Raw genomic sequence first — 13,779 nt, forward strand, 5'->3', positions numbered from 1 at the left:
CGACAGAGACACGCGGCGGTTACGCCAGCAGCCACCCCGATCCGGTTGGCCGGACGGGTGCCGCACAGGTGTCGGACGGGCCCCGGGGGATCTCCACGAGAAGGTCACCCACGCCGCGATCCGGCCGTGACCTGGCCGTGACCTGGCCACCACACTGACGGCCGAGGTTCACCATCCGTTAACTCGTCCCCTCAGGCCGCTTCACCTGATCTGCCTACTTTCGGCCCTACTGAGCGTGAGCCGAGTACGGCTCGGGCGCACACCACAGCACGTGCGCTCCACCCATCGCGCCGTCCCCACCGGCGGCTTCTGGAAGGAACTCCTGAAAGTGAAGCTTCAGCGCAAGAACCGGCTTCGCGCCATCGCCGCCGGTGCCCTCGCCGTCTCCGGCGCCCTCGTCCTCACGGCCTGCGGCTCCGACGACAACAGCGGTGGTGGCGGCGGCGACTCCAAGGCCGCCTCCAACATCAAGTGCGACGGCAAGGGCCAGCTGCTGGCCTCCGGTTCGTCCGCGCAGAAGAACGCCATGGATCTGTGGATCAAGACCTACGGCGAGGCGTGCAAGGACACCAAGCTCAACTACAAGGCCACCGGCTCGGGCGCGGGCATCCAGGAGTTCCTGCAGGGCAAGACCGCCTTCGCGGGCTCCGATTCGGCGCTGAAGCCGGAAGAGGTCACGTCCTCGGCGAAGGTCTGCAAGGGCGGCAAGGCCATTGACCTGCCGATGGTCGGCGGCCCGATCGCCGTCGGCTTCAACGTGCCCGGTGTGGACGAGCTGACGCTGAACGCCGAGGTCCTCGGCAAGATCTTCAACTCCGAGATCAAGAAGTGGGACGACCCCGCGATCAAGGCCCTGAACAAGGACGCGAAGCTTCCGAGCCTCAAGATCCAGGCGTTCCACCGCTCCGATGAGTCGGGCACCACGGACAACTTCACCAAGTACCTCAAGGCCGCCGCGCCGAAGGCCTGGCCGCATGAGCCCGGCAAGGCGTGGGAGGGCGAGGGCGGCCAGTCGGCCGACGGCTCCTCCGGTGTCTCCTCGCAGGTCAAGCAGGTCTCGGGCGCGATCTCCTACTTCGAGCTCTCCTACGCGACCGCGAACAGCATCAAGACCGTCGACCTGGACACCGGCGCCTCCGCCCCGGTCCAGGCCACCGTCGAGAACGCCTCCAAGGCCATCTCCGAGGCCAAGGTCAAGGGCACCGGCAGCGACCTGGCCCTGGACCTGGCCTACGACACCAAGGCCGACGGGGCCTACCCGATCACCCTGGTCACCTATGAGATCGCCTGTGACAAGGGCAACAAGGCGAGCACCCTCGCCGCGACCAAGTCCTTCCTGACCTACGTCGCCAGCGAGGGCGGCCAGACCTCGCTGAAGGAGCTGGGCTACGCCCCGCTGCCGACCGAGATCGCCAGCAAGGTCCGCGAGAGCGTCAAGAGCCTCTCCTGACCCGAGTGCGGCTGACTCCGCCGCGGCGACCGCCGCGGCGGAGTCAGCCGCACCGTCCGGTGCACCGCCGCGCCAGGAGCCCCCTACGCAGCAGGCTCCGCAGACCGGAGAACCCATGAAAACGGAAATAGAACCCACATCAACAGCCGCAGGGTCGCCGTCAACGGTCAGGACCCGCTCCACCGGCCGCGCCGGTGACAAGATCTTCCTCGGCCTCTCCCGGGGTTCCGGTATCGCCCTGCTGGTGATCATGGCGGCCATCGCGGCCTTCCTCACCTACCGCGCCGCCATCGCGATCTCCAAGGACGACGCCAACTTCCTCACCACCCTTGAGTGGAACACCAGCTCCTCGCCGATGCGGTTCGGCATCGCCGTCCTCGCCTACGGCACCGTCGTCAGCTCGATCATCGCCATGCTCATCGCGGTCCCGATCGCGGTGGGCATCGCGCTGTTCATCTCGCACTACGCCCCCCGCCGGCTGGCCGCCCCGGTCGCGTATGTGATCGACCTGCTCGCCGCGGTCCCCAGCATCGTCTACGGCCTGTGGGGCGCGCTCTTCCTCGTGCCGCATCTGACCGGCCTGTACACCTGGTTCGACGACTACCTGGGCTGGACCGGGATCCTCAGCTACCAGGGCGGCGCCGCGCGCTCCCTGTTCACCGTCGGCATCCTGCTGGCGATCATGATCCTGCCGATCGTCACCAGCGTGAGCCGCGAGGTGTTCCGGCAGGTCCCGAAGATGCACGAGGAGGCGGCGCTGGCGCTCGGCGCCACCCGCTGGGAGGTCATCCGGATGGCGGTCCTGCCGTTCGGCCGCTCCGGCATCATCAGCGCCTCGATGCTGGGGCTGGGCCGTGCGCTCGGCGAGACCATGGCGGTCGCCACCGTGCTGTCCTCCAACTTCCGGATCGAGGCCAGCCTGCTGGACCCGGGCGGCGGCACCTTCGCCCAGAACATCGCCAGCCGCTTCAAGGAAGCGGGCGACGACGGCCGTGACGCGCTGATCGCCTCCGGTCTGGTGCTGTTCGTCGTCACCCTGCTGGTGAACGGCGCCGCGCGAATGATCATCGCCCGCCGCAAGGAGTACTCGGGGACCGCCGCATGAGTAACGCCGTCGTTGACAAGAACGTCCCGCGCCACGGCTCGAGCCTCCAGCAGCCCCGGCTGCCCGGATGGGCCCCGTACGCGCTGATCGTGGTCTCGCTGGCGCTGGGAGCGGGCCTCGGCACCGCCCTCGGCATGGGCAATCCGTTCCAGATGGGCCTGTTCGCCGCCCTGGTCTTCATCATCGCCTCGTACGCCCTCGGCGCCGTGGTCGAAGGTGGCCGACAGGCCAGGAACCGGCTGGCCACCAGCCTGGTCTGGGTCTGCTTCCTGCTCGCCGTCGTCCCGCTGCTCTCCCTGATCTGGGAGACCGTCGACCGGGGCCGTACGGTGCTCGACGGCTACTTCCTGGCCCACTCCATGGAGGGCGTGCAGACGATCCTGCCCGGCGGTGGCGCGTACCACGCGGTCATCGGCACCCTGGAGCAGGTCGGCCTCGCCGCGCTCATCGCCGTGCCGATCGGCCTGCTGACCGCCATCTACCTGGTGGAGTACGGCCGCGGCCGGCTCGCCAAGGCCGTCACCTTCTTCGTCGACGTGATGACCGGTATCCCCTCGATCGTCGCCGGTCTGTTCATCCTCAGCTTCTGGATCATCATCCTCGGCTTCAGCTACTCGGGCTTCGCCGGTGCCATGGCGCTGGCCATCCTGATGATGCCGATCGTCGTCCGCTCGACCGAGGAAATGCTCAAGCTGGTTCCGGACGAGCTGCGTGAGGCGTCCCTCGCGCTCGGCGTGCCCAAGTGGCGCACCATCCTCAAGGTGGTGCTGCCCACCGCGATCGGCGGGATCACCACGGGTGTGATGCTCGCGGTCGCCCGCATCGCCGGCGAGTCCGCGCCCATCGTGCTGCTGGTCTTCGGCGCCACGGGGATCAACAACAACCCGTTCGAAGGCGCCCAGTCGTCGCTGCCCTACTACATCTACGAGCAGTGGCAGCTCGGCAACGAGGCCTCCTTCAACCGGGCCTGGGCAGCGGCGCTCGTGCTCATCGCCTTCGTCATGATCCTGAACCTGGTGGCCCGCGGCATCGCCCGCTGGAAGGCCCCGAAGTCCGGCCGCTGAGGCCGAGAAGAAGAGAAGTGATTCACATGGCCAAGCGCATCGACGTCAGCGGGCTCACCGCCTACTACGGCAGCCACAAGGCCATCGAGGACATCTCGATGACCGTCGAGCCCCGCTCGGTGACCGCCTTCATCGGCCCGTCGGGCTGCGGGAAGTCCACCTTCCTGCGCACCCTCAACCGGATGCACGAGGTCACCTCCGGCGGCCGGGTCGAGGGCAAGGTGATGCTCGACGACGAGAACCTCTACGGCTCGGGGGTGGACCCGGTCTCCGTGCGGCGCACGGTCGGCATGGTCTTCCAGCGCCCCAACCCGTTCCCGACGATGTCCATCTTCGAGAACGTGGCCGCCGGGCTGAAGCTCAACGGCTCGTACAAGAAGAGCGAGCTCGAGGGCGTCGTCGAGAAGTCCCTCAAGGGCGCCAACCTGTGGAACGAGGTCAAGGACCGGCTCAACAAGCCGGGCGCCGGGCTCTCCGGCGGTCAGCAGCAGCGGCTGTGCATCGCCCGTGCCATCGCCGTCGAGCCCGATGTGCTGCTGATGGACGAGCCCTGCTCGGCGCTCGACCCGATCTCCACGCTCGCCATCGAGGACCTGATCGGTGAGCTCAAGGAGCGCTTCACGATCGTCATCGTGACGCACAACATGCAGCAGGCGGCGCGCGTCTCCGACCGTACGGCCTTCTTCAACCTGGCCGGTGTCGGCCAGCCCGGCAAGCTGATCGAGATCGACGAGACCGAGCGGATCTTCTCCAACCCGTCGGTGCAGGCGACCGAGGACTACATCTCCGGCCGCTTCGGCTGACCCAGGCCCCTCGCACGACCGGCGAGGACAGTGCGTCCTGCGGTGCTGCATGGCGGTGCCACCGCAAGACGAAGGGCCCGCCCCTGGCTCCCGGGGGCGGGCCCACATCGTGTGCGCGCATGCGGTCCGGCCGGTCAGCCGAAGGCCAGGTTGACGATCCAGTAGCTGAGCGCGGCGACTCCGGCCGCCGCGGGCATGGTGATGAACCAGCCGAGGACGATGTTCTTCGCGACCCCCCAGCGGACCGCGCTCACCCGCTTGGTCGCCCCCACGCCCATGATCGCCGAGGTGATGACATGGGTGGTCGAGATCGGCGCCTGGAATATGAACGACGCCGTGTACATGACGCCTGCCGCCGTGGTCTCCGCCGCGAACCCCTGCGGCGGGTCCAGCTCGATGATCCGCCGTCCCAGCGTGCGCATGATGCGCCAGCCGCCCGCGTAGGTGCCGAGCGACAGCATCGCGGCGCAGGAGATCTTCACCCACACCGGAATCGCGTCGCCTTCGTCCTCGACACCCCCGATGACCAGGGCCATCACCACAACACCCATGGTCTTCTGGGCGTCCTGGAGGCCGTGGCCGAGCGCCATGCCCGCCGCCGAGACGGTCTGGGCTATCCGGAAGCCGCGTTTGGCCTTGTGCGGGTTCGCGTCACGGAATATCCAGAGGATGATCACCATCACGAAGTAGCCCAGCACCAGGCCGACGATGGGCGAGAGGACCATCGGGATGACGATCTTCTCCAGCACCCCGTCCCAGTGGACCGTGCTCGCCCCCGCGAGCGCCGCGCCGACCAGCCCGCCGAACAGCGCGTGTGAGGAGGAGGACGGCAGGCCGTAGTACCACGTCACCATGTTCCAGGCGATCGCGCCGACCAGTCCGGCGAACAAGATCATCATGCCTTGGTCGCCGGTCGGGGTGGCGATCAGGCCCTCGCTGACGGTCTTGGCGACGCCGCTGCCGAGAAAGGCACCCGCGAGGTTCATCACGGCGGCCATCGCGAGCGCCGCCCGCGGGGTCAGCGCCCGGGTGGAGACCGAGGTCGCGATGGCGTTGGCCGAGTCGTGGAAACCGTTGGTATAGGTGAAGAACAGCGCGACCGCGATGGTCACGACAAGCGCGAAGGTGTCCATGCCCGGGCTCAGGACTCCTTGACGGCGATGGTCTCGACCGTGTTGGCCACATGCTCGAAGGCGTCCGCCGCCTCCTCCAGCACATCGACGATCTGCTTGAGCTTGAGCACCTCGATGGCGTCGTACTTGCCGTTGAAGAGGTGGGCCAGGAGCTTGCGGTGGATCTGGTCCGCCTGGTTCTCCAGCCGGTTGACCTCGATCCAGTACTCCGTGAGGTTGGTCATGGTGCGCAGATTCGGCATGGCCTCCGCGGTCAGCTCGGCCGCCCGCGCCAGCACCTCGATCTGCTGCTCGACGCCCTTGGGCAGCTCGTCCACCTGGTAGAGGACGACCAGGTCGACGGCCTCCTCCATGAAGTCCATGATGTCGTCGAGGGACGAGGCCAGGGAGTAGATGTCCTCGCGGTCGAAGGGCGTGATGAAGGAGGAGTTCAGCTGGTGGAAGATCGCGTGCGTGGCGTCGTCCCCCGCGTGCTCCGCGGCCCTCATCCGCTCCGCGATCTCGGTACGAGCGGAGGAGTCCGCCCCGAGCAGTTCCATCAGGAGCTTGGAGCCGGTCACGATGTTGTCCGCGGACGCGGCGAACATGTCGTAGAAGCTCGTCTCCCTGGGGGTCAGACGAAAGCGCACTGGGGATCCTCGGAATGCAGCGGATGGGGACTCGACGATGCTAGGCGCATCTTCCGGCCACGGTAACCGGCGTTCCCAGTGTCGCCCATGGGGCAGAGTGCTCAGCACGGGGGCCCGGTTCGACCGGAAAAGGCGGTACCATATACCCACCGGGGGTATATGCGGACATAGCGTAATCAACGGGAGGAAGCCATGACGACCTCGGCGGCCGACACCACCGCGCCCACCGACGGCGACGAGCGGGGCCAGGCGTCCGGGCACACCTCCGCCCAGGACTCCGTACCCCACCGCGGGCATGGATACGCCAAACAAAAGGATCAGCATCTGAAGCGACTGCGCCGGATCGAGGGCCAGATCAGGGGATTGCAGAGAATGGTCGAGGAAGACGTCTACTGCATCGACATACTCACCCAGGTCTCGGCGAGCACCAAGGCGCTCCAGTCCTTCGCCCTCCAGCTGCTCGAGGAGCATCTGCGCCACTGTGTCGCCAGCGCGGCCGTGGAGAGCGCCGCCCAGGGCGAGGCGGAGGGCACGGGAGAGGTCGACGCCAAGGTGGCCGAGGCCACGGCGGCGATCGCCCGGCTGCTGCGGACCTGAGCGCGGATACGGGGCGCTTCCCGGTCAGCGCCCGCAGGGGCCCGTCTCGCGGCGTGGACACGTCCGTCCGCTCGCCGCTCGCCGGGCGGGGCCGCTGGGCGCCCGCCGGCGAGACGGCGGCATCGGCGATCGACATCGCCAGGGGGCGTCCGCTACGGGGTGTCCGGGCTCCCGGCACCGGCCTCCGGGACGGCGGCCTTCGCCTCCTCGGCCGAATCTGGTCGGTCGGCCTGCACCCGGAGCACCTCGTCGATACGGTCCGTACTGAGCCTGTCCTCGTCCGCGCTCGACGCAGCGATCATCAAGTCACCATAGAGATCGATTTCGACGAGGGCCACGGGGTCCGGGCCCGACGAGCCGCGACGCGCAACCACGTGTTTCACCTCCTCCAGCGAGCACCTGCGAGCACTTTCGAGCAGCGGCTTCCCAGCGTAGGGATCGGTACACACTCCGCGCATGGCACGGATGGGCCATTTCGAAGGGCAAAGCGGGCCCCTCCGACTACTTCTGAGGTGATCCGACCTTTCCTGTGTAGATATCCGTGGGCTTGGGGAGCACCACCTCGGCGGGGACCCCGAAGTCATACAGCTGCGTGGTCGAGGCGACCCCCAGCTCGCCGCGGTGCCGCCCGGCGGCGTCCGGGCTCTCCGCCGCCCGCTGACCGCCGACCCTGCTGGGCACCGTGAACCGGTGGCGCACCTCGCGCAGCCGCCCGAGTCCATCGAGATACGCGTCGAAGCGCACCGTGCTCTCGTCGAACCCCCTGGCCGCGGCCGCCAGCGATCCCCGCGCGCCCTCCGACGCGGCCCGCGCCGCCCGGCCGATGTCGATGGTGCCGCGGTAGTGGCGCACCAGGTCCCCGCCCAGCCCCTCCTCGCCGACCAGACTGGCCTTCCGCACCCCGCGCAGCAGCTCGGCCGCGGTCAGCGGATCCGTGGCCCCGCCGGTGACCAGATTGCCGTCGGGAATGTCCGTCGTATCCACCCGCACCCATTTGTCGCGGGGAATGCCCGCACCGCGATTGCGCATGAAAAGCGCTCCGGAGGTCAGGAGTTCGGTGATCGGCGGATGCTCGGGGGTCCCCATCGCGTCCCCGGGCAGCAGCAGCCGCAGCCGCCCCAGCCGCTTCTCGAAGTCATATGCACCGGCGCCCCGGATGGACACCCGGGTGCCGCCCGTCGCCGTCTCCATGGTCGTACGGACCCGCGAGCTGCCCGACTTGACCAGCACGGCCGCGGCCCGGTGCAGCACCGTGACCGCGCTCTCGCGCGCGGTGCCGCTCGGTCGCTCATCGGCCGCCGTCTCGGTGGAACAGCCGCTCACGGTCGCAAGCGACACGGCCAGCAGGCCGCCCGACACGGCTCCGGCGACCGCTCTCACCCGTCTCCGCACGCCGAGCCCGCGCTGCTGGAACACCATCGACCGTCGACCCCCTGGCCACGCTCGTCCCGCTTGGTACTTGTTCGTTTAACGATTCACACCGGCGGCTCGTCACGGCCCGGTAGCGTGGTCATGTGCTCGACTCAGGCGACATGCGCCCCGGCCGGAACCACCTCACCACCACGACCGTGGAGCGGGGCTCCTTCTCCGTCGCCCGCTGCTCCTGCGGGTGGCACGGTCCGGCCCGTCGTGCCAGAGCCGTCGCCCGCGATGACGCGGCGGACCATGCGACGGCCCGTCACTCCTCGTCCGGCACAAGCGATTCATCGGACTCGTCCGAATAGCGCGGATCGAGCCGGTCCGGTGCGGTAGCGAACTGGTCCGGCGCGATAGCGCTCCGGTCCGGTGCGGCATTGAGCCGGACCGGCGCGGTCCGGATCGTACGCGCCCGATTGGCGCCGGTTGTCCGCCCCCAGGCAACTCTTCGGCCACGGCCGGAACCACATCCCCCGGTCCGCCCCTCTGACCAAGGGACCGGGCCGACTTCGCAGTCGCCCGGTCGACGGTTGGGGGCAGGTCGACAGGGAGGGGACACCGCCATGAACCGGCGGACACTGCTGGCAGCAGCGGGCACCGGGCTGGCGGCCACCGCCACGGGGGTCACCGCGTGCGACGACGGCGGGAAGGCCGGCGGTGACTCGAGCCCGGTCGGCTCCTCCTCGGCGTCGGACGCCGGGTCACCTTCGGCCAGTGGCAGTCGCGGCGCCGTCGACGGCAAGCCGAAGTCCGCGGACTGGAGCGCCCTCGGCAAGGACCTCCAGGGCGACCTGGTGCGCCCCGGAGACTCCGACTACACCTCCGCCAGCCGGCTCTACAACACCCGCTTCGACCATCTGCGCCCGGCCGCCGTCGCCTATATAGAGAACACCTCGGACATCTCCGCCTGTCTGGACTTCGCCCGGCGCCACGGCGCCCCCGTCGCGATCCGCAACGGCGGTCACTCCTACGCCGGCTGGTCGAGCGGCGACGGCCGTCTCGTCATCGATGTCTCCGCGCTCTCCTCGATCCGTACGACCTCCGGCGAGGCGCGGATCGGCGCCGGCGCCAAGCTCATCGACGTCTACACCAGACTGGGCGCCCGCGGGGTCACCGTCCCCGGCGGCTCCTGCCCGAGCGTCGGCATATCGGGGCTGACCCTCGGCGGCGGCCACGGCGTGGTCTCCCGGGCGTACGGACTGACCGCCGACAGCCTTACGGGTGCCACCATCGTCACCGCGGACGGCAAGACCCTGGAGGTCTCCAAGAGCCGCGAGGCCGAGCTGTTCTGGGCGCTGCGCGGCGCTGGCAACGGCAACTTCGGCGTCGTCACCGAACTGCGCTTCCGTACGCATGACGCGGCCGACGGCGTGACCTGTTACATGTCATGGCCATGGTCCAAGGCCGCGAAGGTGCTGAGCGCCTGGCAGAAGTGGGGCCCGGACCAGCCGGACGAGATCTGGTCGACGCTGCATCTGTCGGCCGCCCCCGGGCGCACCCCCACCGTCTCCATCAGCTGCTTCTCGCTCGGCACCTACGGTGCGCTGCAGAACGCGGTGGACGAGCTCGCCGACGGGCCGGGCGGCCCGGGCCCCGCCTCGCGGGTCAGCCTGGGCCGCCGCGGCTACGTCGACGCCATGCGGATGTACGCGGGCTGCGGCGACACCTCCACGGCCAACTGCCATCTGTCCGGCGACAAGCCCGGCCGCAGCGCCTCCGGGACGCTGAACCGCGAGACCTACGCCGCGCGCTCGGACTTCTTCGACCGCTCGCTGAGCCAGTCGGGCGTCCGGGCGATGCTGGACCAGCTGGAGCGCTACGGGCGGCGCACCGGCGGCGGGGGCGCGGTCAGCGTCGCGCTCACCGCGCTGGGCGGGGCGGTCAACCGGGTCTCGCCCACGGCCACGTCCTTCGTCCACCGCCGCTCGCGGTTCCTCGCTCAGTACACCGCGTCCTGGGCGGCGGGCGGCTCGGGCACCGCGGGCAACGCCTGGCTGGACGGCGCCCATAAGGCGATGCGGCGATACGCCTCGGGGGCGGCGTACCAGAACTACACGGACGCGTCGCTGAAGGACTGGCGCTCGGCCTACTACGGCCCGGCCGCCGACAAGCTGACGCGGGTGAAGAAGCGTTACGACCCGGGCCGGCTCTTCGACTTCCCGCAGGCGCTGTGAGGTCCCTGCTCTTGGCCGGAGGTCGAACGGCTGGGACACGGATATGGGGAAGGCCCGGCGGCTGCCGGGCCTTCCCCATATCCGTGTCCGGGTTCGCGGCGTCCGTAAGGATGCCGTCAGGCCGCCAGGTCCTTGTTCCCGTGGCCGCCGCCCACCGAGCGGGACTCGGCGACCTCCGCGCACCCCTCGTCCGCGTCCTGGCCGGTGGCGGCGGGCTCGGCCCGTATCAAGCGGCCGACGCGCGAACCCGCGACCGCCGTGGTCAGCGGGGTCAGCAGCATCATCGCGAGCGGCGCGAGCAGTAGCGTGACCGCCGTCCCCAGGGCGAATCCGCCGATCACATCGGTCGGGTAGTGAACGCCCATATAGACGCGGCAGAACCCTTCCAGCAGGGCGAGCCCTATGGCGGCGACCCCATACGCGCGATGGGCCATGAAGACGCCGACGGCGACCGCCATGGTCAGCGTCGCGTGGTCGCTGACGAACGAGAAGTCGGTCTTGCCCGCCACCAGGACGTCGAGCCCCTGATGGTCCTTGAAGGGCCTGGGCCGCTCGACGAAGCCGCGGATGGGGATATTGGCCACCAGCGCCAGCCCGGCGGCGAGCGGCGCCCACACCAGCCCGGCGACGGCGGACGGCGCCTCCTGCGGCCGCTTCCGCACGCTCCACCAGGCGGCCAGGGTCACCAGGACGAGCCCGATGACGATCCCGTACTCGCCGACGAACTCCATGACGCGGTCGAACCAGTGGGGGGCGTCCTTCGCCAGCCCGTTGATGTCGTAGAGAAGGCTGACATCGGGGTTCGACCCGTCCAGTGCGAGTCCAGCCATATGCCGTGGCCCCTTATCTCTTGCCTGTCACTACGTGCAGCTGCCGACCCCCCGTGATGCCTCGCGAGCCGTGGCAACGCGACCGGCGCCGGAGAGTCCGCCGTCGATCCACGCTGATCCACGCCTCGATCCACCTCCAGGGAACGCCCTGTTCCCGCCAGGGGTTCCGTACTCCACCCAAAGATCACCGGGCTGTTATCGAAGGGTGACCGATCGTCGCAGCTCAGGGGGAATCCTTACGCGGGGTTCGCCCGCGGCAGCGCTTTCGCGCCATCCTGAGTCACCCGCGTAGCACCGATGTAGTCCGGCGAGTCGATCTTGTCAAAACGGATCACCGCACCGGTGTAGGGCGCATTGATCATGTAGCCGCCGCCCACATAGATCCCCACGTGGTGGATCGACCTCGGATCGTCGAGGTCATAGGCGAAGAAGACCAGATCCCCGGGGAGCAGCTCGCTCCGTTTGGGATGCGGTCCGGCGTTCCACTGGTCGTTGGCGACGCGCGGCAGATCGATGCCGACCGTTTTGTACGCCGCCTTCGTCAGCCCCGAGCAGTCGAACCGCCCGCCCTCCTCCGGCGTGCCGTTCCCGCCCCAGAGGTAGGGCTTGCCGAGCTGCTTCTGCGCGAAATAGATCGCCCCGGCCGACTGCTGGGAGGGCTGGACCTTCTGGACCGGCGCCTCGAAGCTCTTGGCGAGGGTGGTGATGGTCTTCACGTAGTTCTGGGTCTCGCGGTAAGGCGGCACCCCGTCGTACTTGATCACGGCATAGGCGCCCGCGTTGTACGAGGCCAGCATGTTGTGCGTCTGATTGCCCGGCACATCCTTGACGTACTTGGCGAGCGAGCAGTCATAGGCGGCCGCCGACGGGATCGCGTCCTGCGGGTCCCAGATGTCCTTGACGCCGTCCTTATTGCCGTCGACCCCGTGCGAGGCCCAGGTGGCGGGGATGAACTGCGCTATCCCCTTGGCGTTGGCCGGGCTCTGCGCCTTCGCGTTCCAGCCGCTCTCCTGGTAGAGCTGCGCGGCGAGGAGCGCCGGGTTGATGGCCGGGCAGGAGTTCCCGTACTGCTGGATCAGCGGCTCGTACGTGGCGGGAACGGCACCCTTGGCCAGCCCGACGGCCTTACCGCCGGCACCGCCGAGGAGGTCCGCCGCGACCATGTAGGTACCGACGACGAGCAGCGCGACGAAGGAAAAGGAGACTCCGAGACCGACACTGACACCCAGCCAGACCTTACGCACCCGGCCATCCTCCCCCATTCACCCGCCAAGCGAACGCGCTTTCCGCCCGTACGGCGAAAATCAGCCGCTCCCCAGCCGAAACCAGACGACCGCCGCCAACGCGCGCCCCCTTGTGCGCCGCCGACCCGCCCCGCACGCCCCACCGCCCCGCCTCGGCCGCCTCTCGCGGGGTCGCGGACCGCGTAGAGTCCAGCCGTCCGAGCACCACGACCCTGGGGACCGCAGATGACACGGCTCGACTGGCAAGAGCTCGACTGGCAGCGGGCCGCCCCCGCCGACCACCCGGAGGGCGCCCCCTACCTCGAGGTGGCCGTGGGCCCCGACGACCAGATCCTGATGCGCGAGAGCAACGACCCGGAAACCGTGGTCGTCACCACCCGGGCCAAGTGGGACGCGTTCATCAAGGGCGTCAAGGCGGGCGAGTTCGACGACTTCGCGGACCTTACGGAGTCGGAGGCGGAGGAGGGGTCGGAAGCGGGGTCGGAGAAGGACGAGCCCGCGGGGAAGTGAGGGGGCGGGGTGCGGAAGGACGGGCGCGCGGAGGGCGCGGACGCAGAGGGGCAGGGGCCCTGGACGACGGCCCTACTGATGGCCCTTCACCAATGGGCCATCAGTAATGAGCCATCGGTGGCACCTCTCAGCCCCTCACGGAACGTTGCCTGACGCTCACCCGCGTGATACACAGAGTGACCATATGACACTCCGTTGACATGCCTCACATGTCCGTCGGACGGGCGTGTCCCACAACACGCATGAGATCCGCCAAGAAATGCCGCCAAGCCGACCTGCGGAAGCGGATTCATCAGCGAAGATAGAGGCTGACCCACGCCATGCTGGCGAAGAGGCACAACAACCCACAAGGGGCGGTGAGTTCATCATGTTCCTAGCGGCCGAAAAGGGCGACATCAACACCATCATCGGCGGAATCGCCCCAGACTGGGGCCCGTTCGGCAGCCTGGGCAGCGAGGCCCGCGTCATGATCGAGGTCGTGATGGCGGTCGCACTGCTGCTGTGCTTCGGCATCGCCATCTGGGGCGCGGCCAAGCAGCGGATCGGCGCGACGGCCCTGCGGGACACCTTCAGCGCGGAGCAGGGCAAGGGGCTGATCGTCGCGGGCCTGACCGGTGTGTTCATCATCGGATCCCTGGGCACGCTCTTCACGATCGTGTACGGCATGGCCATCTAGCCGCGTCCCCGCCCGCCCCGAGCCGCCCCCCTCCGCGCGGGGCGCACACCCCTGGCCGCAAGCCTCCGCTCCCGATTCCCCCTACCGGCCCCCCACCCCGTACCCGAGGCTGCTCCCTGATGCCCGCTCCCGCTCACCACGCTGAGGT

At 69.0% G+C, this 13,779-nt stretch carries 14 protein-coding genes; 8 read left to right on the forward strand and 6 right to left on the reverse strand.

Annotated elements, in window-relative coordinates:
• Positions 1–328: 328 nt before the first annotated feature.
• The 4 genes from pstS (at position 329) to pstB (ending at position 4,422) form a co-directional block, all read left to right on the forward strand.
• Complete coding sequence (gene pstS / locus VT50_RS13310; protein ID WP_046087820.1) at positions 329–1,450, forward strand: phosphate ABC transporter substrate-binding protein PstS; 1,122 nt, start codon at positions 329–331, stop codon at positions 1,448–1,450.
• A gap of 115 nt (positions 1,451–1,565) precedes the next feature.
• Positions 1,566–2,555: a phosphate ABC transporter permease subunit PstC gene (pstC, locus tag VT50_RS13315; protein ID WP_046090900.1), complete on the forward strand. Its 990-nt coding sequence runs from the start codon at positions 1,566–1,568 to the stop codon at positions 2,553–2,555.
• Positions 2,552–3,619, forward strand: a complete 1,068-nt coding sequence (pstA, locus tag VT50_RS13320) for a phosphate ABC transporter permease PstA (RefSeq protein WP_046090901.1) — start codon at positions 2,552–2,554, stop codon at positions 3,617–3,619. Before pstC ends, pstA begins: the two co-directional genes overlap by 4 nt.
• A 26-nt stretch (positions 3,620–3,645) precedes the next feature.
• On the forward strand, positions 3,646–4,422 hold the full coding sequence (pstB, locus tag VT50_RS13325) for a phosphate ABC transporter ATP-binding protein PstB (protein WP_046090902.1): 777 nt from the start codon (positions 3,646–3,648) through the stop codon (positions 4,420–4,422).
• A 134-nt stretch (positions 4,423–4,556) separates the two neighbouring features.
• On the opposite strand, the gene VT50_RS13330 is transcribed toward pstB, so the two are convergent.
• Both VT50_RS13330 and VT50_RS13335 read right to left on the reverse strand, forming a co-directional pair.
• On the reverse strand, positions 4,557–5,555 hold the full coding sequence (locus tag VT50_RS13330) for an inorganic phosphate transporter (RefSeq protein WP_046090903.1): 999 nt from the start codon (positions 5,553–5,555) through the stop codon (positions 4,557–4,559).
• Between the two features lie 8 nt (positions 5,556–5,563).
• On the reverse strand, positions 5,564–6,184 hold the full coding sequence (locus tag VT50_RS13335) for a DUF47 domain-containing protein (RefSeq protein ID WP_046090904.1): 621 nt from the start codon (positions 6,182–6,184) through the stop codon (positions 5,564–5,566).
• 192 nt (positions 6,185–6,376) lie between these two features.
• Between VT50_RS13335 and VT50_RS13340 the strand changes: the two genes are divergently transcribed.
• Entirely contained in the window at positions 6,377–6,781 is a 405-nt protein-coding gene (locus VT50_RS13340; RefSeq protein WP_046090905.1) for a metal-sensitive transcriptional regulator, read from the forward strand.
• A 152-nt stretch (positions 6,782–6,933) separates the two neighbouring features.
• Here the strand turns inward: VT50_RS13340 and VT50_RS13345 are convergent, their stop codons facing one another.
• Positions 6,934–7,083: a hypothetical protein gene (locus VT50_RS13345; RefSeq protein WP_420822192.1), complete on the reverse strand. Its 150-nt coding sequence runs from the start codon at positions 7,081–7,083 to the stop codon at positions 6,934–6,936.
• A gap of 199 nt (positions 7,084–7,282) precedes the next feature.
• Positions 7,283–8,200, reverse strand: a complete 918-nt coding sequence (locus VT50_RS13350) for a hypothetical protein (protein ID WP_046090907.1) — start codon at positions 8,198–8,200, stop codon at positions 7,283–7,285.
• A 560-nt stretch (positions 8,201–8,760) separates the two neighbouring features.
• Between VT50_RS13350 and VT50_RS13360 the strand changes: the two genes are divergently transcribed.
• Positions 8,761–10,371, forward strand: a complete 1,611-nt coding sequence (locus tag VT50_RS13360; protein ID WP_046090908.1) for an FAD-binding oxidoreductase — start codon at positions 8,761–8,763, stop codon at positions 10,369–10,371.
• A gap of 116 nt (positions 10,372–10,487) precedes the next feature.
• On the opposite strand, the gene VT50_RS13365 is transcribed toward VT50_RS13360, so the two are convergent.
• Together VT50_RS13365 and VT50_RS13370 are read right to left on the reverse strand one after the other, a co-directional pair.
• A complete protein-coding gene (locus tag VT50_RS13365) occupies positions 10,488–11,201 on the reverse strand; it encodes a phosphatase PAP2 family protein (RefSeq protein ID WP_046089709.1) in 714 nt (237 codons plus the stop codon).
• A 236-nt stretch (positions 11,202–11,437) separates the two neighbouring features.
• Positions 11,438–12,445: a C40 family peptidase gene (locus tag VT50_RS13370; protein WP_046089708.1), complete on the reverse strand. Its 1,008-nt coding sequence runs from the start codon at positions 12,443–12,445 to the stop codon at positions 11,438–11,440.
• 225 nt (positions 12,446–12,670) lie between these two features.
• On the opposite strand from VT50_RS13370, the gene VT50_RS13375 reads away from it, so the two are divergent.
• Positions 12,671–12,955, forward strand: a complete 285-nt coding sequence (locus VT50_RS13375) for a DUF397 domain-containing protein (protein ID WP_046089707.1) — start codon at positions 12,671–12,673, stop codon at positions 12,953–12,955.
• Between the two features lie 367 nt (positions 12,956–13,322).
• Complete coding sequence (locus VT50_RS13380; RefSeq protein ID WP_009716148.1) at positions 13,323–13,631, forward strand: hypothetical protein; 309 nt, start codon at positions 13,323–13,325, stop codon at positions 13,629–13,631.
• The last annotated feature ends 148 nt before the right edge of the window (positions 13,632–13,779 follow it).

This window comes from Streptomyces antioxidans (assembly GCF_000968685.2).
Taxonomy (GTDB): domain Bacteria; phylum Actinomycetota; class Actinomycetes; order Streptomycetales; family Streptomycetaceae; genus Streptomyces; species Streptomyces antioxidans.

Coding starts and splice junctions, on each gene's coding strand:
- pstC (WP_046090900.1), top strand. CDS start 1,566: ATGAAAACGGAAATAGAACCCACATCAACAGCCGCAGGGTCGCCGTCA.
- pstA (WP_046090901.1), top strand. CDS start 2,552: ATGAGTAACGCCGTCGTTGACAAGAACGTCCCGCGCCACGGCTCGAGC.
- pstB (WP_046090902.1), top strand. CDS start 3,646: ATGGCCAAGCGCATCGACGTCAGCGGGCTCACCGCCTACTACGGCAGC.
- VT50_RS13330 (WP_046090903.1), bottom strand. CDS start 5,555: ATGGACACCTTCGCGCTTGTCGTGACCATCGCGGTCGCGCTGTTCTTC.
- VT50_RS13340 (WP_046090905.1), top strand. CDS start 6,377: ATGACGACCTCGGCGGCCGACACCACCGCGCCCACCGACGGCGACGAG.
- VT50_RS13345 (WP_420822192.1), bottom strand. CDS start 7,083: ATGATCGCTGCGTCGAGCGCGGACGAGGACAGGCTCAGTACGGACCGT.
- VT50_RS13350 (WP_046090907.1), bottom strand. CDS start 8,200: ATGGTGTTCCAGCAGCGCGGGCTCGGCGTGCGGAGACGGGTGAGAGCG.
- VT50_RS13360 (WP_046090908.1), top strand. CDS start 8,761: ATGAACCGGCGGACACTGCTGGCAGCAGCGGGCACCGGGCTGGCGGCC.
- VT50_RS13365 (WP_046089709.1), bottom strand. CDS start 11,201: ATGGCTGGACTCGCACTGGACGGGTCGAACCCCGATGTCAGCCTTCTC.
- VT50_RS13375 (WP_046089707.1), top strand. CDS start 12,671: ATGACACGGCTCGACTGGCAAGAGCTCGACTGGCAGCGGGCCGCCCCC.
- VT50_RS13380 (WP_009716148.1), top strand. CDS start 13,323: ATGTTCCTAGCGGCCGAAAAGGGCGACATCAACACCATCATCGGCGGA.